The organism is Streptomyces sp. NPDC047880 (genome assembly GCF_040706515.1).
Classification (GTDB): domain Bacteria; phylum Actinomycetota; class Actinomycetes; order Streptomycetales; family Streptomycetaceae; genus Streptomyces.
The window spans coordinates 119,125-143,251 of the sequence record NZ_JBEZOK010000006.1; the positions used below are offsets into that span (position 1 = coordinate 119,125).

Consider the following 24,127-nt stretch of genomic DNA (forward strand, 5'->3'; position numbering starts at 1 on the left):
GGCAGGTGGGGCGCCGCCGTCAGCAGAGAGGGAGGCGGCCTCAGTGGATCTCCCAACCCAAAGCGCGCCCATACTTGCATCTGGTATCTAGGTACAGGTTTACCGTCGGAGGTGTCCCCACCAGCGGGGCGCGATGACGGGAGTGAGTGCGATGAGTGATCTGGCGTGGGTGCCGCAGTCCTGCACGCTGCCCACCGAGGAGCAGCCCTTGCGGGTCGCGGAGTGGGACGCCCTGTTCGCCGAGCGTCTGATTTCGCTGTCGAGGCCCAGTCCGCTGCGGCTGCGCCTGGACCTGGCCGGCGGGCCGGGTGTCGAGGAGCGGGCCCGTGACCTGGTGGAGCGCGAGAGCGGATGTTGCTCGTTCTTCACCTTCGCCATCACCCCCGGCGAGGACATGAGCAGCCTGGACATCTCGGTGGATTCAGCGCACGAGGCCGTCTTGGACGCCCTCGCCGCACGAACCGCTGCCTCGCTGGAGTCGCGGTGAGCACGGGCCTGCGCAGCGGACAGGTCGCGGAAGCGGCCGGGGTGAACGTGCAGACGCTGCGCTACTACGAGCGGCGCGGCTTGCTGGCCGAGCCGGAACGCAGCAACGGCGGTCACCGCCTCTACGGGGAGGACGCGGTGACCGCGCTGCGGGTGATCAAGGCCGCCCAGCGGCTCGGGTTCACGCTGGAGGAGGTCGCCGAACTCCTGGAGGCAGGCCGCCACCGCCACGGCCGCCCGGTCGTGGGCCTCCAAGAGCGGGCTGCGGCCAAGATCGCCGAGGTCGACGCAAAGATCGCCGACCTGACGACCATCCGCACCGCCCTGGCCACGGCCGTCGAAGCGGGCTGCGACGACCTGACGGTCTGTGCCGGAAGTCCCTGTTGCCCCATCCCCTTCACCGACCTCGCCGAGGAGAACCGCCATGCCGGACCCTGCTGCTGACCTGCGCCCGAACCGCACCCCGAAGGCGCTCGGGGGCCTGGCAGCCCTGGCCTGCGTCGCGTGCTGCGCGCTGCCCGTCCTGATCACAGCGGGCGTCGTCGGCGCCGGGGCCGGGGTGGTGGTGGGCTGGCTGCCCGCCCTCGCCGTCGTCCTGGCTGTGCTCGCCGCCGGGATCTGGTGGTTCGGCCAGCGACGCCACTCCTGCTCCTGCTCGCCGAAGACCGCGGATGCGGACGGGTGCGGCTGCAAGACGTCCCAGGACCCGCTGAAGATCACGAGCACGGGCCGTCGGTAGGGTCACCAGCATGGTTGTCGCTCGTTCAATTGCCCTGTTCGTCGTCGCCGCCCTCTTCGAGATCGGCGGCGCCTGGCTGGTCTGGCAGGGCATCCGCGAACACAAGGGCTGGATCTGGATCGGCGCCGGCGTCATCGCGCTGGGCCTTTACGGGGTGGTGGCCACTTTCCAGTCCGACGACAACTTTGGCCGCATCCTCGCCGCGTACGGCGGGATCTTCGTGGCCGGTTCGATCGCCTGGGGTATGGTCGCCGACGGCTACCGCCCCGACCGCTATGACGTCATCGGCGCCCTGGTGTGTCTAGCGGGCATGGCCGTGATCATGTACGCACCCCGCAGCCACTGAGCAGCCGCGCCGACCGGTCGCGGGCCCGCCCACGCGCGCGAGTTGCGTCGTGACCTTTCCGTGACCTATTGTTGGCCGCGTCTTCGGTGTGCCCGGAGACAGACCACGACGCCCCGCAGGCCCACCGCCGCGGGGCGTTTTTTCATGCCCGCATCCGGGAGGCTCCGTGATCTTCAAGGTTCGCCCCGACACTGCCCGACTCGGCCAGGACGCATACGACGCGTACGCGACGGCCGTAGAGAACCGGTCCGTGAGCGGCGAGGAACTGCCCCCTTGGGGCGAACTGACCCGCCCCGTACAGAACGCGTGGTCGCTCGCCGCCGAGGCCGTACGGCACCGCGTCGAGCTGAACGCGTAGACCGAGCAGGGGGTGAGCCATGGCCCGCCCCATCACCGACGAGGACCGCCGCCGCGTCCGCGAACTGCACGCGCAAGACAAGAGCCGGAACGAGATCGCCCGCGCGCTCGGCCGCTCACCCTCGACCGTGTCGAAGATCGCCGGGCAGTTCGACCCGCCCCTGTCGTTCGACCGCGCCCCGCAGGTCGAGGCCGCGACCCGCGTCCGTACCGCCGATCTCGCCGCGCGCCGCGCCGCCCTCGCCCTCGCCCTACAGGACGACGCCGAGCGCCTACGCGTGCAGCTCTGGCAGCCGGCCGTGCACGGCGAGTTCGCCGGCAAAGAGGGGCACTGGCAACACGTCAACCTCGACCAGCCGCGATTCGTCGACCAACGCCAGATCATCGCGTCGGTACAGACCGCCGTCAGCACCTCGCTACGCCTCGCCCCGGCCGAGGGTGGAGAGAACGCCGAGCAGGTGCGTTCGATGCTCGGGGTACTCGGCGAGGCACTGACACAGGCCGCCAACGACGACCAGGCCCACGACGACGGGGGCGCCGCCGGGGGGTGAGCCTGTGCTCGACCTCGACCGGTTGCCCCTGTCCCGTAAGCAGCTCCGCAGCATCGGGCAGGCGACCGCCCGTATCAACCTGTGGCACGGGTCCGTTCGGTCCGGGAAGACCATCGCGTCGTTGCTGGCGTTCGTGATCGCCGTCGCCACGGCCGGACCGTCCGGCCTGATCATCGTGGTCGGTCGGTCGTTGCAGACGATCGAGCGCAACGTGTTGGAGCCCCTACAGGACCGCGCATTGTTCGGCCCCCTCGCCCGACACGTCGTGCACACCCGCGGGGCGACCACGGCAACGATCCTGGGGCGCACCGTCCATCTGATCGGCGCCGCGGACGCCCGCGCCGAGGGCCGGCTACGTGGCCTTACCGCCCAGCTCGCTTACGTCGACGAGGCAACCCTGTTGCCCGAGGCGTTTTGGACCCAGCTACTCGCCCGCCTGTCCGTGCCCGGCGCGCGCCTGTACGCCACGACCAACCCGGACAGCCCGCGCCACTGGTTGAAGGTCGGATACCTCGACCGCCTCGCCGAACTGGACATGCGGGCGTGGCACTTCAAGTTGGCGGACAACCCCAGCTTGTCGCCCGAGTACGTCGCAGCGCTCGCCGCGGAGTACACCGGTCTGTGGCGCAAGCGCATGATCGACGGCGCATGGGTCGTCGCCGAGGGCGCCATCTACAGCGAGTGGGACGAAGACCGGCACGTCGTCGACGAGTTGCCCACGATGCGCCGGCACTGGCTCGGTATCGACTACGGCACGACGAACCCGTTCTCGGCCGTCCTGCTCGGCATGGGCGACGACGACCGCCTGTATGCCGTTGCCGAGTGGCGATTCGACTCCCGCGCCGCGCACCGATCCATGACCGACGCGCAGTACAGCGCCGCCGTCCGGGCGTGGCTCGCCGACTACCGGCCGCCCGGAGCGCCGGCCGGCGCCGGTAAGGGAGTCACGCCCGAGTGGACGTTCGTCGACCCGTCGGCAAAGTCGTTCTCAACTCAGCTTTGGCACGACGACCACACGGGCGTAGCGCGCGCCGACAACACCGTCGCCGACGGCATCCGGTCCGTGGCCGCACTGTTCGCCGCCGACCTGCTGTTCGTGCACCGGTCGTGCGGCGGCCTGCTCGGCGAACTCCCCGGCTACTCATGGGACCCCAAGGCATCCGAGCGCGGCGAGGACGCCCCCTTGAAAGTGGACGACCACTCGGTCGACGCACTGCGCTACGCGATCCACTCGACCGCCCACGAGTGGCGGCACCTGCTGACCACGCCCACCACCAGGAGGTGAGCCCCCATGGCACTGCCCGACAACGGCGCAGCGTGGCCGCCCCCGCAGTGGGCCCCGTACTACGCCGAGATGCGCACCGATGACGCCTGGTACTCCGGAGACCGCCGCCGGATCGCCCGCGCGTGCGGCGAGGAGGAGTTCACCGCGCCGCACCGCCGCGGCCCGTGGAATCGGCGCCGCGAGCAGCCGCGCCGGACACGGCACCGGCTGCATGTGCCGATGCCGTCGGATATCGCCGCGACGTCCGCCGACCTGCTGTTCGGTGACATGCCGGCGATCAAGGTCACGGACACGACGACACAGGAACGCCTCGACGCCCTGGTCGACGAAGGGCAGTTGCAGCAGATCTTGCACGGTGGAGCCGAGCAGGGTTCCGCCCTGTCCGGGGTCTACCTGCGTTCCACGTGGGACCGCGAACTAGTCGACCGGCCGATCCTGTCCGTCGTGCAGCCCGACAACGTCGCCCCCGAGTTCCGATGGGGCATGCTGCGCGCCGCCACCCTGTGGCGTGATCTCCCCGGCTCGACCGCCTCGACGATCTTTCGGCACGTCGAGCGGCACGAGGTCGGGCGCATCCTGCACGGCCTGTACGTCGGCACTCCCGACAACCTGGGGCGTGCCGTCCCTCTGTCCGAGCACCCCGAGACGGCCGACCTGGTCGGCAGTCTCGGCGAGGACGGGGTCAGCGTCGCAACGGGCATCCGCGACCTGACGATCAGCTACGTGCCGAACATCGGGCCCAACCGGCTGCACCGGTCAAGCCCCATGGGGCGTAGCGACTTCCAAGGCATCCGCGACCTGTTCGCCTCGCTTGACGACGTGTGGACGTCATGGATGCGCGACATTCGCCTCGCCCGCGCGCGGCTGATCGTCCCTGACGGATACCTCCGCGACTACGGACCCGGACAGGGAGCAGGGTTCGACGACGACCGCGAGGTCTGGCACTCGCTGCGCATGCCGCCCACCGAGGGCAACGGCATCACGTTGAACCAGTTCGAAATCAGGGTCGACGAGCACCAGCGCAGCGCCGAAGCGCTCATGAGGCAGGCCGCCCAGTCCGCCGGATACAGCGCCCAGTCGTTCGGCCTCGACGGCGGAGGACAGCCGATCACCGCGACCGAGGTCGACAGCCGCGACGCTCGGTCCATGGTGACCCGGAAGAAGAAGACCGGGTATTGGCGGAACCCCCTCGCGCACAGCCTGCACGTTCAGTTGCAGCTCGACGCCGTGCACTTCGGGCAGCGCATCACGCCCGAGCGCCCGCGCGTCGAGTTCGGCGACGGGGTCGCGGAGTCCGAGCAGAACACGGCGACCACGCTCGAACTACTTCAGCGCGCCGGGGCCGTGTCGACCGCGACCAAGGTCCGATGGCTGCACCCCGATTGGGAAGACACCGCCGTCGACGCCGAGGTCGCCGCGATCCTGCGCGAGACCGGTGCCGCGGACATGGCCGACCCCGGCGGGACGTACCCCCTCGCCGCGTAGGACGACCAGGGGGTGAGCCGTGCCGATCCACCCGGGCATGGTCGAGGATCTGTCCGCGACGACACGCGATCTGTACGCCGGCGCCGAGGAACGGCTGTTGGGCATCATCGCGCGGCAGCTCGCCGCCGGTCTCGAAGCGCCCGGATGGGTCGAGGCCAAGCTCGCCGCCGTGCAGCAGGTACGCCGCGCCTCACAGGCCGTTGTCGACGAGTTGGCCAAGGCGACCAGCCTCGACGTGTTCGACGCGGTCGCCGAGGCGTACAACATCGGGCACCGGTCCGCGGTCGCCGAAATCGGCGCCCTGTCCGACGACGCCCGCCGCCTGGTCGACGACCGCTTGCCGAACGCGCAGGCCGTCGATCGCCTCGCACAGGAAGCCGTCGACGTCGTCACCGCGACGCACCGCGGCATCCTGCGGGCCGTCGTCGACACCTTCCGGGCCGTCGTCTCCCGCGTCGCCGCAACTCCCCTACTCGGCACCGGCACCCGCCGGCAGGCCGTGCAAGACGCGTTGCGGCAGTTCGCCGACGCCGGTATCCGGGCGTTCGTCGACGCCGCCGGCCGCCGCTGGTCGCTTCCGTCGTACGCCGAGATGGCAGTACGGACGGCGACCGCGCGGGCCGCGACCGAAGCACACATGCGCACACTCGCCGAGCACGGCGTCGACCTGGTCGTCGTCTCCAACTCACCGCGCGAGTGCCCGCTCTGCCGACCGTGGGAGCGCCAGGTACTGACGATCGGTGGCCCGTCCGGACCGCGGACGATCGAGGTCGAGCACGCCGTCGAGGACGGCCGCATGGTCCGCGTGGACGTCGCCGGCAGCCTCGAAGAAGCGCGCGCCCGAGGGCTGCAACACCCCAACTGCCGGCACTCCGTGTCCGCGTACACCCCGGGTCTGACCACGGTGGAGGACGCCGAGCCGGACCCCGAGGGGTACGAGGCCGGACAGCGACAGCGCGCCATCGAGCGGAACATACGCAAGTGGAAGCGCCGCGAGGCGGTCGCCACCACGCCGGCCGAGAAGCGGGCCGCCGCCGCCAAGGTGCGGGCGTGGCAGGGCAACATGCGCCAGCACCTCGCCGACCATCCCGACTTGCGCCGGCTCAGGCACCGCGAGCAGGAAGGGGCGGGGAACCTTCCCGCCTCGCCACGACCGCCCGCGCCCGATCAGGTCGAGCGCGCCCGCGTGTGGTCCGGCGACGATCGCACGTTGCGCGAGATGGACGACGACCAGCTCGCCGCCGCACTGCGCACGCCGCTCGACGACCGCGCCCGCCGGCGGATCGAGGCCGAGGCGGACCGCCGCGACACCGAGGCCCTGCTCGGCCGTGTCGCCCCCGGCGGACGTCTGGTCGACGACCTGCTCGGCCTGTCCGACGATGACCTCGCCCGCGTGTGGTCCCACGTCGACGACCGCGACCGCGTGCGGATCATGGCGGAGACCGACCGCCGCGACCGCGCCGGCCGTCTGCCCGACGTCCGGCCCGACCTGGTCGGCCTGTCCGACGAACAGCTCGCCGCCCGCTACCGCGCCGCCGGCGACGGACCGGAGGGCGCAGCAATCGCCGCGGAGGCCGCGCGCCGCGACCTGCTCGGCCGACTGTTCCCCAGCGGTCGCCTACTCGACGACGTCGCCGCCGCCGGCGACGACGACCTCGCATGGGCCATGCAGTACGCCGACGAGCGCGAGATTCTGCGTATCGCCGGCGAGATGGACCGTCGCGACCGCGTCGAGCTACCGCCCCCGGCCGCGACCGGGAACGCGGTCGACGACCTGCTCGCCGACCGCGACGCCCTCGCCGAGACCATGGGCGAGCGCACCCCCGACCCGGACGCGTGGGGCGCCCTCGACGACACCCCGCCGTCGGCCGCCGACGCCACGTTTTGGGACGACCTGAAACGGGCCGCCGGCCGCCTGTACCGGGACGATGGCGAGGACCAGGACGAGCGGCACAAGATCACCCGCCGTGAGGCCCGCGCCCTGTACGACGAGTACGTGTATCGGCAGTACCTCGCCGCCGAGGACGCCTGTAACGGCTACCTGCTCAACAAGAAGGCGCAGGCCGCCGGCCATAACCCGGCAACGCTGTTCAGCGGGCCGGCCCGTATCGCGCACGCCCGCGCGTCGGACGAGCTGAAAGAGTGGTGGGCCGAACACGGGCGCCTCACACAGGCCGAGTTCATCGAGCAGGTGACCGGCAAGGCCCAGCGATGGGCCGAGGGCGCCCGCCATAACGAGTCCGACCAGCAGAACAAGAGGTGACCATGGGTGCGCGCGAGGACGTCGTCAGAGCCACGCAGGAAGGCCGTACGGCCGGCGAGCAGGGCGACCCACCGACCGCGTGTCCGTACCCCGGAACGTCGATCCTTCAGACCGCGTGGATACGCGGATACGCCCGCGCGCGGCCCGTCGCCGACGAGGTCGACCAGGACGTCGCCGACTAGCTGAACATCGAGCACCACCCCCGAGGGGGCCCGCCAGGAGCGGGCCCCCTTTTCGTTTGCCCGCATCCGGCCGGACGCCAGGCGCAACCGGCCCCGGACACCGTCCCAGGAGGACCCCGTGTCGACTCCCACCCCCGCCGCCCCGGCAGCGCCGCAGACCGCGCCCCAGGGCGCCCCGCAGACGCCCCAGGCACCGCAGACACCCCAGCAGCCGCAGGCACCCCAGATGCCCGCGCAGACCCCGCAGCAGCCGCAGCAGCCGGCGCCGCAGACCCCGGCCGCGCCGGGGGGCGAGCCGCAGGACGTCGCCTCGCTGCCCGAGTGGGCGCAGAAGCTCATTCGGGACACCCGCGCCGAAGCCGCGGACTACCGCACGCGCGCCCAGGCCGTCGCGCCCCAGCAGCCGGCCGCGCCGCAGGCCCCCGCGCCCGTCCCGCAGCAGCCGGCGCCGCCGGCCGACGGCGACGTCGCCCGACTCCCGCAGTGGGCGCAGCGCGTCGTGACCGACGGACAGGGCGCAGCGCAGCAGCTCGCTTTGCAGTCTGCCGTGATCGCCGCCGCCCCGGCCGCGGGCGCCGACGTCTCCCGCCTGCTCGACTCGCAGGCCGCCATGCGCGCACTCGCCGCCATCAACCCGGCCGACCCCGCCGCGGTGAAGCAGGCGATCGAGGGAGTGCTCGCCACTCACGAGCACCTCGCCGCGGCCCCGCAGACCGCGCCGAAGGGTGGCGCCGACTTCAGCACCCCGGGCCCCGGAGCCGTCACGGCCGAGCAGTTCGCCGCCATGTCGTACGCCGAGCGCGTCGACCTCCACCAGTCCGACCCCGAGACATACCGGCGCCTCGCCGGTTCCTGACCCGCCCGGCGACCGCGCCGGGCCCCCAACCGCCCGGCGACCGCGCCGGAGAGAGTGAGCACTGACCACCCATGGCCAAGACCACCAGCGCAGCGATGATCGTCCCCGAGGTCTGGGGCGACATGGCGCAGGCCGCATTCGTCGGGAAGGTCCGCGTCGGCGGATCGGCCGCCGTCGTCGAGGACAACACCCTTGAAGGCGCCCCCGGCGAGGAGATCGAGTTTCCCAAGTGGGGCGCGCTCGGCGACCTCGACGAACTCAGCGAGTCCACCCCCATGACCCCCGTGGCCATGTCGACCAGCTCGGCGAAGGCCGTGATCAAGGAGGTCGGTAAGGCCGTCGAGATCACCGACAAGGCCAAGTTGGTCAGTCTCGGCGACCCGGAGGCCGAGGCCCGCCGGCAGTTCGGCGTACTGGCCGCGCGCAAGGTCGACGCCGACCTGATCACCCAGGCGCAGGCCGACGAGACCACGCTCGGCGGAGCGAACCCGCTCAAGTTCACCGCGGGCGCCGGCGTCACCAAGTTCTCGTGGCTCGGCGCCATGGTCCCCACGATCGCCGTATTCGGCGACGAGTGGGAGCCGGACGACTTCGCCGGCCTGTACCTGAACAGCGCGCAGTACGCCGACGCCCTCGCCGACCCTCAGTTCGTCGACGCCGCCAAGCTCGGCAACGGCCCGTCCGCCGCGGTGACCGGCAGCATCGGCCGTATCGGCGGCGTGTCCGTCTTCCTGACGAACCGCATCGCCGCGGGCAAGTTCCTGCTCATGAAGCGGGGCGCGCTCGGCCTGCTCTACAAGCGCCGGCCGCTGGTCGAGTCCGACCGCGACATCCTCGCGCGCTCCACCGTCGTGACCACGACCCTGCACTACGCCGTCAAGCGGCTGGACGACAAGGGCGTCGCCGTCGGCACCCTCGCCGCCACCTGATCAGGAAGGAGGGCGCCGCCGTGATGCTGCGCCGCTACCACAAGCCGCCGGACGACGAGCCGGACGGCACGGACACCGAGGCCGACCCCGACGCCCCGCAGGCAGACAAGCCCGCGGGGCGTTCGCGTTCCCGGACCAAGAAGGAGGAGTAACCCCGTGCCCCGGATCTACGCGACGCCCGAGCAACTGAGCGCGTGGACCGGGCAACCGGCACCGGACGGCGCCGAGCGCCTGCTCGCCCGCGCGTCCGAGGACGTCGAGGACGCCCTGTTGTGCGCCGCGTACGCCACGGACGCGGCCGGCATGCCGACCGACCCGGCCGTCGTCCTCGCCCTCGCCGACGCCACGTGCGCACAGGTCGAGTACCAGCTCGCCACCGGCGACGACGGCACCGGAGCGGCCGGCCGATGGGGCAGCGTCTCTATCGGCCCCGTGTCGCTCGGCGACCGCCGCGACGCCCCGGACGCCGTCGGCGACCTCGACCTCGCCCCCCGCGCGCAGCGCGCGCTACGCCGCGCCGGCCTGCTCCCGGGGGTGATCTGGTGAGGGTCCCCGCCTACCTGCTCCGCCACCGGGTCACCGTCGAGCCGTATCTCGGCGACGGCGCATACGGCCCGCAGTACGGCCCGCCCGTCACCGACGTGCCCGCCCTGGTCGCCGCCGCCAACCGCATGCAGCGCGCCGCCGACGGCCGCGAAGTGCTCAGCACGACCACCGTGATCACCGCGCCGGACCTGAACTGTCCGCCCGGATCACGGCTCACCCTGCCCGGCGGACGCACGACCACAGCGATCACCACGGCCGACCACAGCGCACCGGGCCTACCCGTGCCCGCGTGTACGGAGGTGAGTTGCGAGTGACCGCCCGCGCCCGCCTCACATGGAACAGCGCCGCCGCCATACGCGGCACCCGACAGGGAGCGATCCGCGGCCTACGGCTCGCCGCCGAGCACGTGCTCGAACGCGCCCGCGCCCGCGTCCCGATCGAAGAGGGCACCCTCGAACGATCCGGCGTCGCGTCCGTCGACGAGACGTCCCTGACGGCCGGCGTCAGCTTTGACCAGCCGTACGCCGTCCGCCAGCACGAGGACATGACGTTGCGGCACGACGCCGGCCGCACCGCGAAGTACCTCGAAGGCCCCCTCACCGAGGAAGCCGCCGCGGTCGAGGAGATCATCGCCGCGCAGGTGCGGAGGTCACTCCGTGGCTGACCTGCTCGACGGCATCGCCCGGTATCTGCACGGCCGCGGCCTGCTCACCTACGACCCGGCCGGCCTCGCCGGCGACACGTTCGTCGAGACGATGCCGCCCACCCCCGACCAGGCCGTCGCCCTCGCCCTGTACGACGGCGCCCCGCCGCAGGCCCGCGACGACGCCGACACCCCCCGCCTACAAGTGCGCGTCCGCGGCACCGCCGACCCCCGCGTCTCCCGCGCCCGCTGTACGGCCCTGTACCGCGCGCTGCACGGCCTCGCCGGCGTCGAGCTACCCGACGGCACTCACCTGATCCTCGCCGCCGCGCGCGGCACCCCGGCCCCGATGGGGACCGACAGCACCGGCCGACACGAGCACGTCGTGAATTTCGATCTTGACGTGTCCGGCCCCACCGACACCCCGTAAGGAGGCCCGCCCCATGGCAGGCAGCAGCAGGCCGATTGACGCTCGCGGCTGGATTTTTCAGGTCGAGGACGCCAACGCCACTGAGGAAACGTGGCTTCCGATCGCCGGACTGACCACGTTCACGCACAACCCCGGCGAGAACGAGGAGACGGCCGACACCACGGCGTTTGACTCGGAAGGCCATTACGAACAGGACGTGATGCAGAGGGGCGCCACCCTCGAACTGGAAGGTCAGTTCCGCATCGACAAGACGACCAAGGCCCAGGACGCCGGACAGGCGTACGTCGACGCCGAATGGTCCCAGCGTCTCGGAATCGAGTCGCGGAACATGGTCCGGTGGCGGCACGAGACACAGACCAAGTGGGTCGTGTGGGAGGCCACCGTCACGCCCGGCGAGCAGGGCGGAGGCACCAACGAGAAGACCAGTTGGTCGGCGACCATCACCAGGTGTGGCGCCCCGACGAGTGCGACGGTGGCCGGCTGATGACGACCGACACCACGGCGTACGACGACGACCTCGACGAGCAGGCGCCCGCCGCCGGCGACCCAGCCGACTTTGACGCCTTTTTCGCCGAGCAGGACACCAGCCGGCCCCGCGAGTCGTTCACCCTGTACGGCACCCGCTACGTACTGCCCGACTCCCTGCCCCTGATGTTCACGCTTCAGGCCGAGCGCGTGCAGGACAGCAACGACCCCAACGACGTGCGCAAGATGCTGGGGACGCTGTTCGGGGGCGACACCCTCGACACGTGGGCCGAGCACGGCATGACCGACCGACAGTTCGGAATCGTGCTGATCTACTCGGCCGCCAACGTGCGCACCCCCGGCAGCGTGACCATGCAGCGCGCCGCCGAGCTACACGACGAGCAGGAGCGCGCCCGCGCCGCGGGAAAAGCCCCGGCGCCGAACCGAGCGGCGCGCAGGGCGAAGCCGAAGAACGGGAAGCGGCGGAGTTCTGGCAAGCGGTAATCCGCCATTGGCTCGCCATCGAGGGCGACCTGTCCCGCGAACACCAGGTGCGGCCGGCGGAGTTGGCCGCCATGTCCACCCGCCGGTTCGTCGCCCTGGTCGGCGCCCTGTCCCCTGATTCGCGTTTCGCTCGCGCGTGGCGCCGCACACCGCGCCGCGCCGACTCCCCCGAGGACATAGCCCGGATCACGGGCCTACCGGCCCAGTAGCACCAGCACGCCCGGCACCACGGCCGGCACCACCCTAGGAGGTGAGGCCGTGGCGTTGACCGTGGGCGAACTGCTCGCCACGATCACGATTGACGAGTCCGGGGTCGACGCCGGCCTGTCCCGCGCCGAGCAGGCCGTACGCGCGTCCGCGACGACCATCGCATCCGACGCCGACCGCGCCGGCCGCCAGGCCGGGACCGCGCTCGGCGACGGCCTCGCCACCACCGCCGCCGCAGGAGTCCGCGACGCCGGCCGAGACGTCGCCGCCGCCGGCGCAGACGTAGGCGAGGCGACCGGCGGAAGTCTCCGCCAACGCCTGTCCGACAGCCTAAAAATCGGCCTCGCCGGAATCGGCGTAGCCGCGGGCGCCCTGCTCATGACTGGCTTTGGCCAGGCCCTCGAACAAGGGCAGATCACGGGCAAGCTCGGCGCCCAGCTCGGCGCCACGCCGGCGGAGGCCAAGAAGTACGGCGAGATAGCCGGCGCCATGTACGCCGACGCCGTCACCGAGGATTTCCAAGGTGCAGCCGACGCGATATCGGCGACCATGCGCGCGGGTATCGCCCCGCCGGACGCGACCAATGCGCAAATTCAGAGCATCGCAACGAAGGTCAGCGACCTTTCAAACACCTTCGAATTGGATCTCGGCCAGACCGCAAATGCGGTCGGGCAGATGCTCAAGACTGGACTTGCGAAGAACGGCACGGAGGCCCTTGACGTACTGACCAAGGGTCTGCAAAACATGGGCCCGCGGGCCGACGATATCGCCGACACTTTCAACGAGTATTCGACGATTTTCCGGAACATCGGCCTAGACGCGACTACGGCCACGGGCCTTATGTCGCAGGGTCTCAAGGCCGGCGCGAGGGATACCGACGTCGTCGCGGATTCCTTGAAAGAGTTCCTGCTTACCGTGCAGGCCGGCGGGCCGGACGTCGACAAGGCTTTCGCGTCCATCGGCCTGAACGGCAAGGAAATGCAGGCCGCCTTTACCGAGGGCGGACCGAAAGCATCGGCCGCACTGGACAAGATCTTTGACTCTATGCGGCAGATCAAGGACCCCGCCGAGCGCAACGCCCTTGCAGTCTCGCTTTTCAAGACCAAGTCCGAGGACATGCAAGCCGCGCTGTACGCGCTGGACCCGTCCAAGGCTGTAGACACGTTGGGGCAGGTCGGGGGCGCCGCGGGCAAGATGGGCGACAGCCTGCGCGACAACGCCGGCGTCAAGATCGAGGCGTTCAAGCGTGGCGCCATGCAGACACTTACCGAGTTCATCGGTAACACCGTTCTGCCTGTCCTTTCCTCGCTGTTCTCATTCGTGAGCGAGCACTCAGGAGTTTTTACCGCCCTCGCCGCGATCATCGCCGCCGTTGTCATTCCAGTGATTACCGCGCTCGGTATTCAGTCGCTCATTGCGGGCGCGCAGATGGCGCAAGCGTGGATCGTCGCCATGGGCCCGATCGGATGGGTCGGCCTCGCGATAGCCGCCCTGGTCGTCCTGATCATCGCCTATTGGGACGACGTCAAGAAATGGACGCTAGCCCTCTGGGATTGGTTCGTCGGCAAAATCGTGTGGGCCAAGGATGCCGCGGTTAACGCGTTCCTGAACTTCACACTGATCGGCCTACTGATCAAGCATTGGTCGACCATCAGATCGGGCGCCATAGCCGGATGGAACGCCGTTGTTAATTGGGTCAAGGGTATCCCCGAGATGCTTTATAACGCGTTCCTCAAGTGGACGCTACTCGGCCTGATCATCAGCCATTGGCAGAACATCAAAACCGCCACGGTCAACAAGGCCGGAGAAATGGTCACGTGGGTTCGCGGACTGCCGAAGCGAATCTCTGACGGCATCGGTTCCCTAAAGCAGTTGCTGTACGACAAGGGGACCGACGTCGTGCGCGGCCTGTGGAACGGCATTCGATCCATGGGTTCGTGGCTGCGCTCCACCCTGATCAGTTGGGCAAAGGATCTGATCCCGGGCCCGATTGCAAAGGCACTCGGCATTCACAGCCCAAGTCGCGTCATGGCTCGCAGCGTGGGCCGCTGGATTCCCGCGGGCGTCGTCAAGGGCATCCGGGCCGGACAGGGCGCCCTCGACCGCGTCATGTCCAACCTGGTCACCCCGCCCGCCGTGCCCCAGTTCGCCGGCGCCACCGCCGGCGCCTATGGCTCGCCGTACGCGTCGTCGGGCGCGACGGTCCATGTCGAGCACTGGCACGCCGCCGAGAACGGCACCCCCGACGACAACGCGAAGGCCCTCGCATGGCTCGCGAAGGCAAGGGGGTGACCGTGGCGGCAGGAGACCAGGTCACCCGGCCGGGGCACGTGCAGTACGGCGACCTACTGCTCGGCCCCGGCACCCCCTACCGGTGGCGCTCCATCACCGGATGGGAGGACCTTCCCGCCCTTGACTCCGGAACCGTGGCGCGCGCGGACGCGCACGGCGCGTTCCCGGGCCGGCTGCTCGCACAGGCCCGCACGATCACCCTCGACGACATGGTCGTCCGGGCCCCGCGCGCGACGATCGGCGCCACCGTCGCCGCCCTCAACGCCGGCACGGTGCCAGTCGAGGACGAGCGCCCGTTCGTCGCATGGCTCGACGAGCGCGGGCCCCTGCTCGCGTACGCCCGCGCCACCCGCCGCGCCGTCCCCGCCGGCCCCGGATACCGGCTCGGCACCATCACGGGCGCAGCGCTGGAGTTCCAAGCCACCGACCCGCGCCGCTACGAACTGACCGAGCGCAGCGTGTCGGCAACCCTGCCCATGTCCGAACCGGGCCTGTCGTGGCCGCTCGTGTGGCCCCTGGTGTTCGGCACCCCGGGCAGTACGGGCGCCCTGTCGACGCTCAATGCCGGCGACGCCGAGACACACCCGGTCGTCGAGTTCCGGGGCCCGATGATCCTGCCCGCCTTGACGAACCTCACCACGGGCGACGTGATCGAGTACGACCTTCCCCTCGCGGCCGGCGACGTGCTCACCGTCGACACCCTCGCCGGAACGGTCGTCCTCAACGGCACCGCCTCGCGGATCTACACCGCGACCTCGCGCTCAGTGCCCGAGCAGACGTTCACGCTCGCCCCCGGCACCGCATCCCTCATCTTCCGCGCCGCGCCCGGCAGCTCGCCGACCGCGACGGCAACCGTGCGCTATCGCTCGGCCTACTGGTAAGGAGACCCCGCCTGTGTCCGTGCGTTCCGCATGGCTGCTGCCCCTCACACAGACCCGAGAAGACACCCGCCTCTCGCCCACGGGAACGTTCGCGCCCGAGTCGGAGATACGCACCCGCGACGGCGTGATCGCCGGCGGGAACCCGTTCGCCGCAACGGGCGCGGGCGCGATGTCCCTACAGATCGGCGTCGGTCGCGCCCTGGTCCAGGGCACCGACGCCCAGGGCGCCTATCCGATCGCCCTCGACGCGCCCGAGGTCGTCACCTTCACCGACGGAAACGCACAGTTCGCCCGCGTGGACACGGTGGCGCTGCGCGTGTACGACCAACTGTTCGACACCAACGGGCAGAACCTCGCCCGTATCGAGGTGTTCATCGGCAATCCGGCCTCACCCCCTGTCGCCCCGACCCTGCCCGCGGCCTGTCTGCGCCTGTGGGACGTGACCGTTCCCGCGGGCGCCTCCGCGGGCGTGGGCGGCATCAACTGGTCGAGCGCCCTCGCCGACCGGCGCCGCTTCACCACCAGTTACGGCGGAATCATCCCCCAGGGGTACGGGACCAACTTCGCCGGCGCCTACAACGGCCAATACCGCGACGTAAACGGCGTGTTGGAGCGCTGGAACGCCACCGCGGGCACGTGGCAGACCTACCGGCCGCCCCTCGCCGTCGAGTCGGCCACCACGGGATTCACCGTCGCATCCGGCTACACCCTGAACCAGTACACCGCGCGGCGCGGTAACGGCATGGCGTTCTTCGCGCTGGAAATCACCCGCAAGGGGGCCCAACTCGACGTGCCGGCCGCGGGCAACATCACCGACGAGTCGATCGGCACCGTCCCGGCCGGATGGCGCCCGCCCGCCGATATCGAGCTACCGGTGTCCGACGGTATCGGCGAGGGCTCCGCCCGTCTCAACACCGCTGGCCTGCTCGCGCTGCGCACCTGGTCGGGCGGGGGCGCCCTGCGCAACGACCGCAACATCCGCACGTCCGCGACCTACTTCCTCGCCTGACAGGGGGTGCCCGTGCCTCTCGCGCCCCCGTACCGGCTGCTGTTCTGTGACCTGCGATCCGACCAACTGCTCGACGCGCTACCCGTATCCGGCGTATCCCTCGACGACTACATCGGCAAAACCGGCAGGTTGACCGGCACGGTGCCGATCCCCAACCGCACCGTTGCCGAGCGGGCCCGCCGGGCAATCCAGCCCGGCCGCACGGGCGTATGGGTCGAGCGCGGGCGTGAGATCTGGTGGGGCGGCATCCTGTGGACGCTCGCCCTCGCCTCCGATTCCCGCGGGTTCCTCGGCGCCCAGATACAGGCCGGCGGATGGGAGTCCTACCTGTACCGCCGGCTGTTGTACGACACGCAACTCGCCGAGCAGGTCGACCAATTCGACATCGCGCGCGGCCTGGTCGACTACGCCCAGGCCGCCCCCGGCGGCGATCTCGGCATCACCTACGACACCGATGTGTCCGGCGTACTGCGCGACCGCGAGTATCTGCGCTACGACCTGCACAGCATCGGCGACCTGCTCGACGACCTCGCCGCCGCCGAGAACGGGTTCGAGTGGCGCATCGCGTCATTCCGGGACACCGACGGCCGCAGGGTCAAGCGGCTGCAACTCGGACACCCCATCATCCGCGCGGGCGCGGCCGAGATCGTGCTCGACCACCCCGGACCGGTCCTCACCTACACGTGGCCCGTCGACGCCACGGCCAAGGCCAACGCGTGGCAGTCCCGCGGCGCGTCCGTGAACAGGAACCAGGCCGTCGAGTCCTACCCGCTCACCTCGCCCGTGCTGGTCGACGACGCCGATATCGCCGCCGGCTGGCCCCGCCTCGACGGATCGAGCGATTACACCACCGTCGAGGTACAGGCCACCCTCGACGGCCACGCCCGAGCCGACTGGACGGCCGCCCGCAATCCCGTGCAGATACCCGAGGTCGAGGTGTTGCTCGGCGGGAACATCACGCCCGCCCTGCTCGGCGCAACGATCCGCCTCCGCATCCGCGATCTGTGGCACCCGACCGCGCTCGACGCCCTGTACCGCGTCGTCGGCCTGTCCATCAACCCACCCGAGCGAGGCCGCCCCGAGACGGCCAAGCTGTACTTGGAGGTCCCCCAGTGACCTACGTCCCCCAGGACGTACTAGACCGGCTGTCGGCCCTCGAACGCGAGGTGCGCCAGCTCCGCGGCCGGGCACAGATGCGCCCCGCCCTTAACCAGATCCTCAACGGCGACGTACGGATCGGCGAGGGTGGCCGGCTGATCGCAGAGGCCCCGAACGGCAACACGATCTTCATGACCGGCGAGACCGATCAAGGAGACTGGGCCGTCGGCATCGCCCGCCCCACCGATGGCACGGCGGCCCTCACCGTCGGCGACGAGAACAACGATTCCGGCGCCGGCCAAATGATCCGGATATGGAACCGGGACACCGGCGACCGGAACGTGATCCTCATGGATGACGCGTTCAGCGAGCGGTTCCTCGGCCGACCATGGATTCCCATTGGCCTGTACCCGACCGCGCGCCAGTCCTACACCGGCACCGCCTACGACACCGCATGGTGGGGTGCCAGCCCGGCACACAACGCCGTCGCCGTCATCGTCGTGTTCACCTACGCCGGGACCGGTGGCGGACAGGTCAAGATCACGGCCACCCCGTCCGGCGACACCGCGCGCACCCTCGCCGAGTACGACGTCGCCGCGAACACATGGACACAGCGCACGATCGAGGTCCCCCTCGACCGCGTCGAGCTGCTGCAAACCGTCGTGTGGGACGTCAGCCACCGCGCCAAGACCAGCGGGCAGAACGTCGAGACCCGCCTGTATCGCGCCTACACCCGGAACACGTTCACCGCCGACGAGGCGCCCGCCGTGCCCGTACGCACCGCGGCCCGCGCCGCCGCCGCCGGCATCAGCGCCCCGCCCGACGAGGAGGTGTGACGTGCTGCCCGAGGGAATCCCCACAGTCCTGGTGACCGGCCGGTTCCTGTTCCCCGACGGCCGCCCCCTGTCCGGGCAGATCAGTTTCCGCGCGCCGTCCCTGATCACGTTCGGCGCGTACGACGTGATCCTCGGCGGACCGGTCGTCGTCCCGCTCGACGCCACGGGCGCGTTCGAGGTCGAGCTACCGGCCACCGACGCCCCCGGCATGAACCCGAGCGACTGGTCGTACCAGGTCGCCGAACAGCTCGCCGGCGTCGCCGTCAACCGCGTCTATCAGATCCTCTTGCCCAGCGCGACGCCCGCCGTCGACCTCGCCGACATCGCGCCGACCGACCCGACGACCCCGACCTACGTTGCCGTACGCGGCGACTCCGCGTACGAGGTCGCCGTGAAACAGGGGTTCGTCGGCACGGTCGCGCAGTGGCTCGCGTCTCTGATCGGCCCGCGCGGGCCGCAGGGCACCACGGGAGCGACCGGCGCCACGGGAGCGACCGGCCCCCAGGGACCGCAGGGCACCCAGGGACCGGCCGGCGCACCGGGCGTCGTCCAGTCCGTCAACGGCAAGTCTCAGGCCGCCGTCGTCCTCGCCGCCGCCGACGTCGGAGCCGTCGCCAACAACGGCGGATACAGCCGCATGGACGGCACGTTGCACGTTGTCTACGCCGGCACCCAAGCCGACGTATTCAAGGCGTCGGACGCAACACAGTCGAAGTACACCGCCGTCAACAAGAACGCCGAACTCATCAGCAACACGGCCGCCACGTTCGCCGACGTGCGAGTCGGGGGCACAGGCGCCACGTTCGGCGGAGGCAGCGACGGCATCCTCGCTTTCGCCAACGCCGCCACTCCGCCCACGGCCAACCCCGCCGGCGCCCTCATGTGGGCGCAGGGTGGCGCCCTGAAAGTACGGCAGTCCGACGGAACCGTGTTCACCGTCGGCGCCGGGGGAGGCACCGCGCCGGTTACCTCCGTCAACACCAAGACCGGCGACGTGGTGCTCGCCGCGGCCGACGTCGGAGCCGAGGCCGCCGGTACGGCCGTCACCCTCAGCACCGCGCAGACGATCAGCGGAGCAAAGACGTTCAGCGCCGTACCGTCGAGCAGCGCGGCACCGACCACCGCGAACCACCTCGCCCGGAAAAGCTACGTGGACGCCGCAGTGTTCGCCGGCGAGTGGTCGCCCGCCGACCATGGCCTCGCCGCATGGGCATTCGACCCCGCCCTCGCCGTATCGACCGGCCTCTACCCGGGGTCGGGACCGATGCGGGTAACGGCCGTCATCCTGCGCCAGACGACGACCATCAACCGAATCGTGTGGTTCGCCACCGGCTACGCCGGCGGCCTGCAAACGGGATCGTGGGCCGCCCTCTACAACAGCGGCGGAACCCGCGTCGCCGCGACCGGCGACATGTCCACCGCAACCTACGAGCCGCCCGAGGAGCACGACGCCGGGGGCGGCACCATATCGAGCCCGCTCACGGCCGCCTACTCCGCCGCGGCCGGCATCTATTACGTGGTGTGGCGCATGGTCTACAACACGACCACGCAGGACGGGCCCATGTTGCTCGCCGCCGAGAGTGGCGCCGGCGCCCCGCCCAACCAGTTCGGTTACACCATGGTTCGCCGCTTCGGCGTCTACTCGACCGGCGTCGCCGCCGCCCCCGCCACCATCACCGTGACCTCGATGGAGAACGGCGCAAACCGCTTTTGGGTCGGCCTCGCGTAGACCGCCGCACCCCTTCCACCGCACGCCCGCGCACACCGCGCCGGGCGTTTTTTCATGTCTGGAGACTTCCCATGGCACGTATGCCCGGCGCCGAGTGGCGCCCCATCCCGATCAACCACACCCAGGGCGGACAGGCCGAAGTGCGGGGCGTCGTCGTCCACATCATGGCCGGCACGTTCGAGGGCACCGACTCGTGGTTCCGCAACAGCAAGGCCAAGGCGTCGAGCCACTTCGGGACCAGCAAGACCGGTCGACTCCGCCAGTGGGTCGACACCGCCGACCGCGCATGGGCGCAGGCCGGCGGTAACACGTCGTGGCTGTCCGTCGAGAACGAAGGGCAGGGGGGCGACACGCTCACCGAGGCCCAGCTCGACGCGAACGCGCGCGTCCTCGCGTGGGCACACGACAAGTACGGCGTACCGCTTCAGGTGACGCACTCGACGACCGGCAAGGGTCTCGGATACCACGCAATGGGCGGTAGCGCGTGGGGCGGGCACACGTCGTGCCCCGGCTCGCGGATCGTCGCCCAGCTCGCCGAGATCGTCGCCCGCGCGAAGAAGCTCGCCGGCGAGCCGACCGCGTACACGCCGCCCGCGTTCCCGGCCGGCCTCGCCCCGAACAAGGCCAAGCCGAGCGCGAAGCCGCTTCAGCGCGCGCTGAAGGCCGCCGGATTCCTGGCGAAGTCGGTCGCCGAGTCCGACAACTACGGACCGCAGACTCAGGCCGCCGTCGCCAAGTTCCACAACGCGCACCCGACGTACCGCGCCGCGGGCAAGAGCTACGACCCCGCCGTCGGTCCGAAGGGTTGGGCCGCCCTGCACCGCCTCGCCTACGGCAAGTAGGCCCCGCCAGCACCCCGCCCGCCCCGTCGGCACCGGGCCGCGGGGCGGGCCCACACGAACAGGAGCACCACATGCAGCCCAAGAACACGCGCGCCGTCCGTACCGCGCTCCAGACGTTCACCGCCGTCGTCGCGGTCGTGCCCGCGCTCGCCGCGGTCGTCGCCGATTCCGGCGACCTCGCCGTCGCCGCCCCGTGGCTGGTCGGCGCCGCCGCCACGGCCGCCGCGGTCGCCGGCGTCATCGCTCGCGCCATGGCCTCGCCCGTCGTCGAGGCCCTGCTCGACCGGTTCGGTCTCGGCCTGGTCGACGACAAGGAGTCCACCGCGCCGTGACGACCCAGCCCTCGCCGTCCGATCCGGCCGCGGTCGCGCTGGAACTCGAACGCATCCGGAGGACGATCGAGGTCGGGTTCACCCGCACCGACGGTGCCCTCGCCCTGCTCGTTCAGCGCCACGACCAGACCGACGAAGCGATCAAGGAACACACCCGTCGCATCGACAACCACGACGCCCGCCTCGACACCGTCGAGCGCGGCGAGACCGAGCGCCAGAAGCGCAACGACGCACGGCTCGACGCCCTCGAACGGGCCCGTTGGCCGCTCCCGTCCGTGGCCGCCCTGGTCGCCCTGGTCGGCCTCGCCCTGTCCCTCTGGACATTCGCCACCCGCTCATGACAACGCCCCCCGCACGGCCAACTCCGGCCGTGCGGGGGGCGTTCTGCCGTTCCAGCGTCTACGCTGCGGCGACCAGCTCGCGGGCCCGTTCGTTGAAGTCGGCAACGAGCCGATGCCGGCCGAACGGCTGCATGCGCTTTTGTAGGTCTTGCACCGCCTCGACCGCGCGCGACGACTTCACCTGTCCCGACAGCTTGAGCGTCCGGATACCCGCCGAATACGCCGCCTCAAGGTCACGCCGTTGCAGATGAGACACGGCAAGCGCAGCTTGCGACATCGCGCCCCGGCGGGCCCGCTTCTGCATCTGCGCGTGCTCGATGGACCGGCGGGCGTGTTCCTCCGCCGCTTTGGCCTCGCGCAAGTCGCGGAAGGTGTTCGCGTGCTCTCCATGCAGATACGCCGGATCGATGAACGCCGCCCAGTCCGGTTCCTGGTCGAGGTCGACCCGCTCGTACGCCCGTTCCGACTGCACGACGGCATGCGCAGCCGCCGACTTCTCGCCGAGCAGCGCGAGCGCCCTCGCCTCAAGGCACCACAGGTCAGCCAGGCACGCCGCCGACGTGGCCCTCGCCAGCCCTTGACGGCCCGCCTGTGCCAGACGCCGCCCCTCGCTTGGGTCCCCGAGCAGCGTCGCTTGATCGGCCATCCCCGCGAGTACATGCGCGCCAAGGGCCGGATTTCGCGACTCCTCGGCAAGGCGTAGCGACTGGATCAAGTAGCGCTGCGCGATGCTGTGTTCGCCGTTGTCGTAGGCCATCCAGCCGAGTAGGTACGTCTGTTCCGCCGCCGCCTCGCACAGCGCACGGCGCACGTCTTCACTGTGGGCGCGACGCAACAGCGGGTAGACATGGGCGTTCATGTAGTCGGCCAGCACCAGCCGGCCCGACCCTCCGCCCTGGAAGATGTCCATGCGCTGAAAGGTCGTGAACATGTTCTTCACCGCGGTTACGTCCTCAAGGCGTACCCGCGGGCCCGGTTCGGGTTCCTGATCGAGCGTGTTCAACAGCCAGTCCCGCGAGGGCCCGACCCCCGCGACGGCCGCAAACGGCGCGGCTGCAAGGAACTTCCGTCGGTCCACGTCAGCTCTCCCCAGGTCTGCGACGACTTCCACCGTAGCCGCGTAAGAGGAGTTGTACATGAGCGCAGCATCGGCCGACCCTGTGTCGCCGAACCCAAGATCGTAGGTCGTGACCCGGAATCCGAAGTGATCCGAAAACACAGCGGCGATGATGTCCGGCAGAGGGGCGCGCGGCTTTTCACCTTGGAGCCAGCACCGAACACGCGTCACATCAGGTGAAATCTGCGGCTGTTTCCACTGGATCGCCTTGGATTTCACGCGCCGCGCCAACTCCCCGCGGCTCATCTTCGACCGGTCCAGCCATTGCGTGAGCTTGTCGTTCGGCGCCTTCATCCTCAGCCCTTCTGCGACGGGGGGTAGCGGAAACGACACCCTTCGACACCCCCCTCGACGGTACCCCCGTTCTCCCCGCGCGTGTTGCCTAGTTCGAGGAACCATCCGGTCCGCGAACCGGGCCGCGACAGTCCACCCGTAAGGGGAGACGCATGATCGAACGACGGCGGGACACCGCGCCCGCCTGCTGCGCCGCTCCCATGGGCCCGCCCTCCGTCCTGTTGCTGGAAGGCGAGCCCAAATCAGCCAGTGCGGCACGCGAGTTCGTGCGCGAGTTCATCCGGCATCACGTCCCGGACGCGTCCGAGGACTACGTCGAAACGGTCGTCTTGGTGGCGTGCGAGATGGTCACCAACTCGATCCGGTACGGCACAGAGCCCGGCGACTCGTTGCGGCTCACGCTCGACGCCGACCACGTCCGCACCAGAGTGGAGGTACAAGACCCTGTGAGACGCCGACCACAACCCCGCCCAGAGTCCAGCAAACGCGACCGTGGGCGCGGCCTGATCATCCTCGACGCCTTATGCCTTGAGTGGGGCGTAGACGACGCCCCACTCGGCAAAACCGTATGGGCGGAGGTGAGGGCATCATGACTTCACCGAGCCTGGACAGTCCCCCCGGTCCTGGCTTCGTCGCCACCGTGGCCGCCGCTACAGGCATCCACCGCCGGGGAAACTTCGCCCTCGCCCAGCTACTCATCACGCACCCTGGACCGCGCCGCGAGGGCGAGACAGCCGAGACAGTCGAGGGCGGCATGCGGCAACTCGCAACCGCGCTGCGCCTTGGCCCGGGTGATCAGGACCCGCCTGTGATCGGCGCACAACTCATGATCAGCCAAGGGCGCGTTGCACTGGACTACGGGCACGACCAATACGTCATGACGATCCCTCAGCCATCACAGGACTGGTTAGCCCTGGTCACGGTGGGGGCTGCGTGCCGCATCTGCCTGGTTGTCGCCCCCCTTGCACTGGCCGCCGACCAGGCCGAGACAGACGCGCACATCCGCGCCAGTCTCGCCCGCGGTCAGCTCTTGTGGGGGACAACGTTCGCCCGTCGGCGGTTCTGACCGACCACGACGGACG

Annotated in this window: 32 protein-coding genes; 31 read left to right on the top strand and 1 reads right to left on the bottom strand. The window is 70.4% G+C overall.

What is annotated here, in order from left to right; all coding sequences use genetic code 11:
• Window positions 1–151 precede the first annotated feature (151 nt).
• The 29 genes from AB0937_RS11980 (at window position 152) to AB0937_RS12120 (ending at window position 21,634) form a co-directional block, all read left to right on the top strand.
• On the top strand, window positions 152–487 hold the full coding sequence (locus AB0937_RS11980) for a hypothetical protein (protein WP_062028472.1): 336 nt from the start codon (window positions 152–154) through the stop codon (window positions 485–487).
• Complete coding sequence (locus AB0937_RS11985; protein WP_366711215.1) at window positions 484–930, top strand: MerR family transcriptional regulator; 447 nt, start codon at window positions 484–486, stop codon at window positions 928–930. Before AB0937_RS11980 ends, AB0937_RS11985 begins: the two co-directional genes overlap by 4 nt.
• Window positions 911–1,225: a hypothetical protein gene (locus tag AB0937_RS11990; protein ID WP_062028475.1), complete on the top strand. Its 315-nt coding sequence runs from the start codon at window positions 911–913 to the stop codon at window positions 1,223–1,225. Before AB0937_RS11985 ends, AB0937_RS11990 begins: the two co-directional genes overlap by 20 nt.
• A gap of 10 nt (window positions 1,226–1,235) precedes the next feature.
• Window positions 1,236–1,571, top strand: coding sequence for a YnfA family protein (locus AB0937_RS11995; RefSeq protein ID WP_062028477.1), 336 nt, complete (start codon window positions 1,236–1,238; stop codon window positions 1,569–1,571).
• Between the two features lie 166 nt (window positions 1,572–1,737).
• Window positions 1,738–1,929, top strand: coding sequence for a hypothetical protein (locus AB0937_RS12000; RefSeq protein ID WP_062028479.1), 192 nt, complete (start codon window positions 1,738–1,740; stop codon window positions 1,927–1,929).
• Between the two features lie 19 nt (window positions 1,930–1,948).
• Window positions 1,949–2,479: a helix-turn-helix domain-containing protein gene (locus AB0937_RS12005; RefSeq protein WP_366711218.1), complete on the top strand. Its 531-nt coding sequence runs from the start codon at window positions 1,949–1,951 to the stop codon at window positions 2,477–2,479.
• Window positions 2,480–2,483: 4 nt separating this feature from the next.
• Window positions 2,484–3,764: a PBSX family phage terminase large subunit gene (locus AB0937_RS12010; protein WP_366711219.1), complete on the top strand. Its 1,281-nt coding sequence runs from the start codon at window positions 2,484–2,486 to the stop codon at window positions 3,762–3,764.
• A gap of 6 nt (window positions 3,765–3,770) precedes the next feature.
• A complete protein-coding gene (locus AB0937_RS12015; protein ID WP_062028485.1) occupies window positions 3,771–5,249 on the top strand; it encodes a phage portal protein in 1,479 nt (492 codons plus the stop codon).
• A gap of 19 nt (window positions 5,250–5,268) precedes the next feature.
• Complete coding sequence (locus AB0937_RS12020) at window positions 5,269–7,512, top strand: phage minor capsid protein (RefSeq protein WP_062028487.1); 2,244 nt, start codon at window positions 5,269–5,271, stop codon at window positions 7,510–7,512.
• Between the two features lie 2 nt (window positions 7,513–7,514).
• The gene (locus tag AB0937_RS12025) at window positions 7,515–7,694 is read left to right on the top strand and encodes an Rmf/CrpP fold protein (protein ID WP_062028489.1); all 180 of its coding nucleotides are present in this window, start codon (window positions 7,515–7,517) and stop codon (window positions 7,692–7,694) included.
• 118 nt (window positions 7,695–7,812) lie between these two features.
• The gene (locus AB0937_RS12030) at window positions 7,813–8,550 is read left to right on the top strand and encodes a hypothetical protein (RefSeq protein WP_366711220.1); all 738 of its coding nucleotides are present in this window, start codon (window positions 7,813–7,815) and stop codon (window positions 8,548–8,550) included.
• 71 nt (window positions 8,551–8,621) lie between these two features.
• Entirely contained in the window at window positions 8,622–9,479 is an 858-nt protein-coding gene (locus AB0937_RS12035) for a hypothetical protein (RefSeq protein ID WP_062028493.1), read from the top strand.
• A gap of 20 nt (window positions 9,480–9,499) precedes the next feature.
• Window positions 9,500–9,631 carry a hypothetical protein gene (locus tag AB0937_RS12040; RefSeq protein WP_366711221.1) on the top strand — a complete coding sequence of 44 codons (132 nt, stop codon included), beginning with the start codon at window positions 9,500–9,502 and terminating at the stop codon, window positions 9,629–9,631.
• Window positions 9,632–9,635: 4 nt separating this feature from the next.
• Complete coding sequence (locus AB0937_RS12045) at window positions 9,636–10,025, top strand: hypothetical protein (RefSeq protein ID WP_062028495.1); 390 nt, start codon at window positions 9,636–9,638, stop codon at window positions 10,023–10,025.
• Window positions 10,022–10,339: a hypothetical protein gene (locus AB0937_RS12050; protein WP_062028497.1), complete on the top strand. Its 318-nt coding sequence runs from the start codon at window positions 10,022–10,024 to the stop codon at window positions 10,337–10,339. Before AB0937_RS12045 ends, AB0937_RS12050 begins: the two co-directional genes overlap by 4 nt.
• Window positions 10,336–10,689 (top strand): hypothetical protein, encoded by a 354-nt coding sequence (locus AB0937_RS12055; protein WP_062028499.1) that lies wholly within the window; start codon window positions 10,336–10,338, stop codon window positions 10,687–10,689. Before AB0937_RS12050 ends, AB0937_RS12055 begins: the two co-directional genes overlap by 4 nt.
• The gene (locus AB0937_RS12060) at window positions 10,682–11,098 is read left to right on the top strand and encodes a minor capsid protein (protein WP_062028501.1); all 417 of its coding nucleotides are present in this window, start codon (window positions 10,682–10,684) and stop codon (window positions 11,096–11,098) included. Before AB0937_RS12055 ends, AB0937_RS12060 begins: the two co-directional genes overlap by 8 nt.
• A gap of 13 nt (window positions 11,099–11,111) precedes the next feature.
• Window positions 11,112–11,582 (top strand): hypothetical protein, encoded by a 471-nt coding sequence (locus AB0937_RS12065; protein ID WP_366711223.1) that lies wholly within the window; start codon window positions 11,112–11,114, stop codon window positions 11,580–11,582.
• On the top strand, window positions 11,582–12,067 hold the full coding sequence (locus AB0937_RS12070) for a hypothetical protein (RefSeq protein WP_062028888.1): 486 nt from the start codon (window positions 11,582–11,584) through the stop codon (window positions 12,065–12,067). Before AB0937_RS12065 ends, AB0937_RS12070 begins: the two co-directional genes overlap by 1 nt.
• A 71-nt stretch (window positions 12,068–12,138) precedes the next feature.
• Window positions 12,139–12,276, top strand: a complete 138-nt coding sequence (locus AB0937_RS12075) for a hypothetical protein (protein WP_366711225.1) — start codon at window positions 12,139–12,141, stop codon at window positions 12,274–12,276.
• Between the two features lie 49 nt (window positions 12,277–12,325).
• Complete coding sequence (locus tag AB0937_RS12080; protein WP_366711226.1) at window positions 12,326–14,566, top strand: phage tail tape measure protein; 2,241 nt, start codon at window positions 12,326–12,328, stop codon at window positions 14,564–14,566.
• On the top strand, window positions 14,542–15,447 hold the full coding sequence (locus AB0937_RS12085) for a hypothetical protein (RefSeq protein ID WP_366711227.1): 906 nt from the start codon (window positions 14,542–14,544) through the stop codon (window positions 15,445–15,447). Before AB0937_RS12080 ends, AB0937_RS12085 begins: the two co-directional genes overlap by 25 nt.
• A 13-nt stretch (window positions 15,448–15,460) precedes the next feature.
• Window positions 15,461–16,456, top strand: coding sequence for a hypothetical protein (locus tag AB0937_RS12090; RefSeq protein WP_366711229.1), 996 nt, complete (start codon window positions 15,461–15,463; stop codon window positions 16,454–16,456).
• A gap of 12 nt (window positions 16,457–16,468) precedes the next feature.
• Window positions 16,469–17,572, top strand: coding sequence for a hypothetical protein (locus AB0937_RS12095; RefSeq protein ID WP_079075770.1), 1,104 nt, complete (start codon window positions 16,469–16,471; stop codon window positions 17,570–17,572).
• On the top strand, window positions 17,569–18,390 hold the full coding sequence (locus AB0937_RS12100; protein WP_062028509.1) for a hypothetical protein: 822 nt from the start codon (window positions 17,569–17,571) through the stop codon (window positions 18,388–18,390). The genes AB0937_RS12095 and AB0937_RS12100 overlap by 4 nt, the downstream gene beginning before the upstream one ends.
• A gap of 1 nt (window position 18,391) precedes the next feature.
• On the top strand, window positions 18,392–20,119 hold the full coding sequence (locus AB0937_RS12105) for a hypothetical protein (RefSeq protein WP_366711232.1): 1,728 nt from the start codon (window positions 18,392–18,394) through the stop codon (window positions 20,117–20,119).
• A 71-nt stretch (window positions 20,120–20,190) separates the two neighbouring features.
• Window positions 20,191–20,961: an N-acetylmuramoyl-L-alanine amidase gene (locus AB0937_RS12110; RefSeq protein WP_079075760.1), complete on the top strand. Its 771-nt coding sequence runs from the start codon at window positions 20,191–20,193 to the stop codon at window positions 20,959–20,961.
• A gap of 71 nt (window positions 20,962–21,032) precedes the next feature.
• A complete protein-coding gene (locus AB0937_RS12115) occupies window positions 21,033–21,293 on the top strand; it encodes a hypothetical protein (protein ID WP_062028515.1) in 261 nt (86 codons plus the stop codon).
• Window positions 21,290–21,634 carry a hypothetical protein gene (locus AB0937_RS12120; RefSeq protein ID WP_062028517.1) on the top strand — a complete coding sequence of 115 codons (345 nt, stop codon included), beginning with the start codon at window positions 21,290–21,292 and terminating at the stop codon, window positions 21,632–21,634. The genes AB0937_RS12115 and AB0937_RS12120 overlap by 4 nt, the downstream gene beginning before the upstream one ends.
• A gap of 58 nt (window positions 21,635–21,692) precedes the next feature.
• Here AB0937_RS12120 and AB0937_RS12125 read toward each other — a convergent pair whose 3' ends face one another.
• Window positions 21,693–23,045: a hypothetical protein gene (locus AB0937_RS12125; RefSeq protein ID WP_062028519.1), complete on the bottom strand. Its 1,353-nt coding sequence runs from the start codon at window positions 23,043–23,045 to the stop codon at window positions 21,693–21,695.
• A gap of 152 nt (window positions 23,046–23,197) precedes the next feature.
• On the opposite strand from AB0937_RS12125, the gene AB0937_RS12130 reads away from it, so the two are divergent.
• Together AB0937_RS12130 and AB0937_RS12135 are read left to right on the top strand one after the other, a co-directional pair.
• Complete coding sequence (locus AB0937_RS12130) at window positions 23,198–23,638, top strand: ATP-binding protein (protein WP_079075761.1); 441 nt, start codon at window positions 23,198–23,200, stop codon at window positions 23,636–23,638.
• Window positions 23,635–24,111, top strand: a complete 477-nt coding sequence (locus tag AB0937_RS12135; RefSeq protein WP_366711234.1) for a hypothetical protein — start codon at window positions 23,635–23,637, stop codon at window positions 24,109–24,111. Before AB0937_RS12130 ends, AB0937_RS12135 begins: the two co-directional genes overlap by 4 nt.
• Window positions 24,112–24,127: the final 16 nt, after the last annotated feature.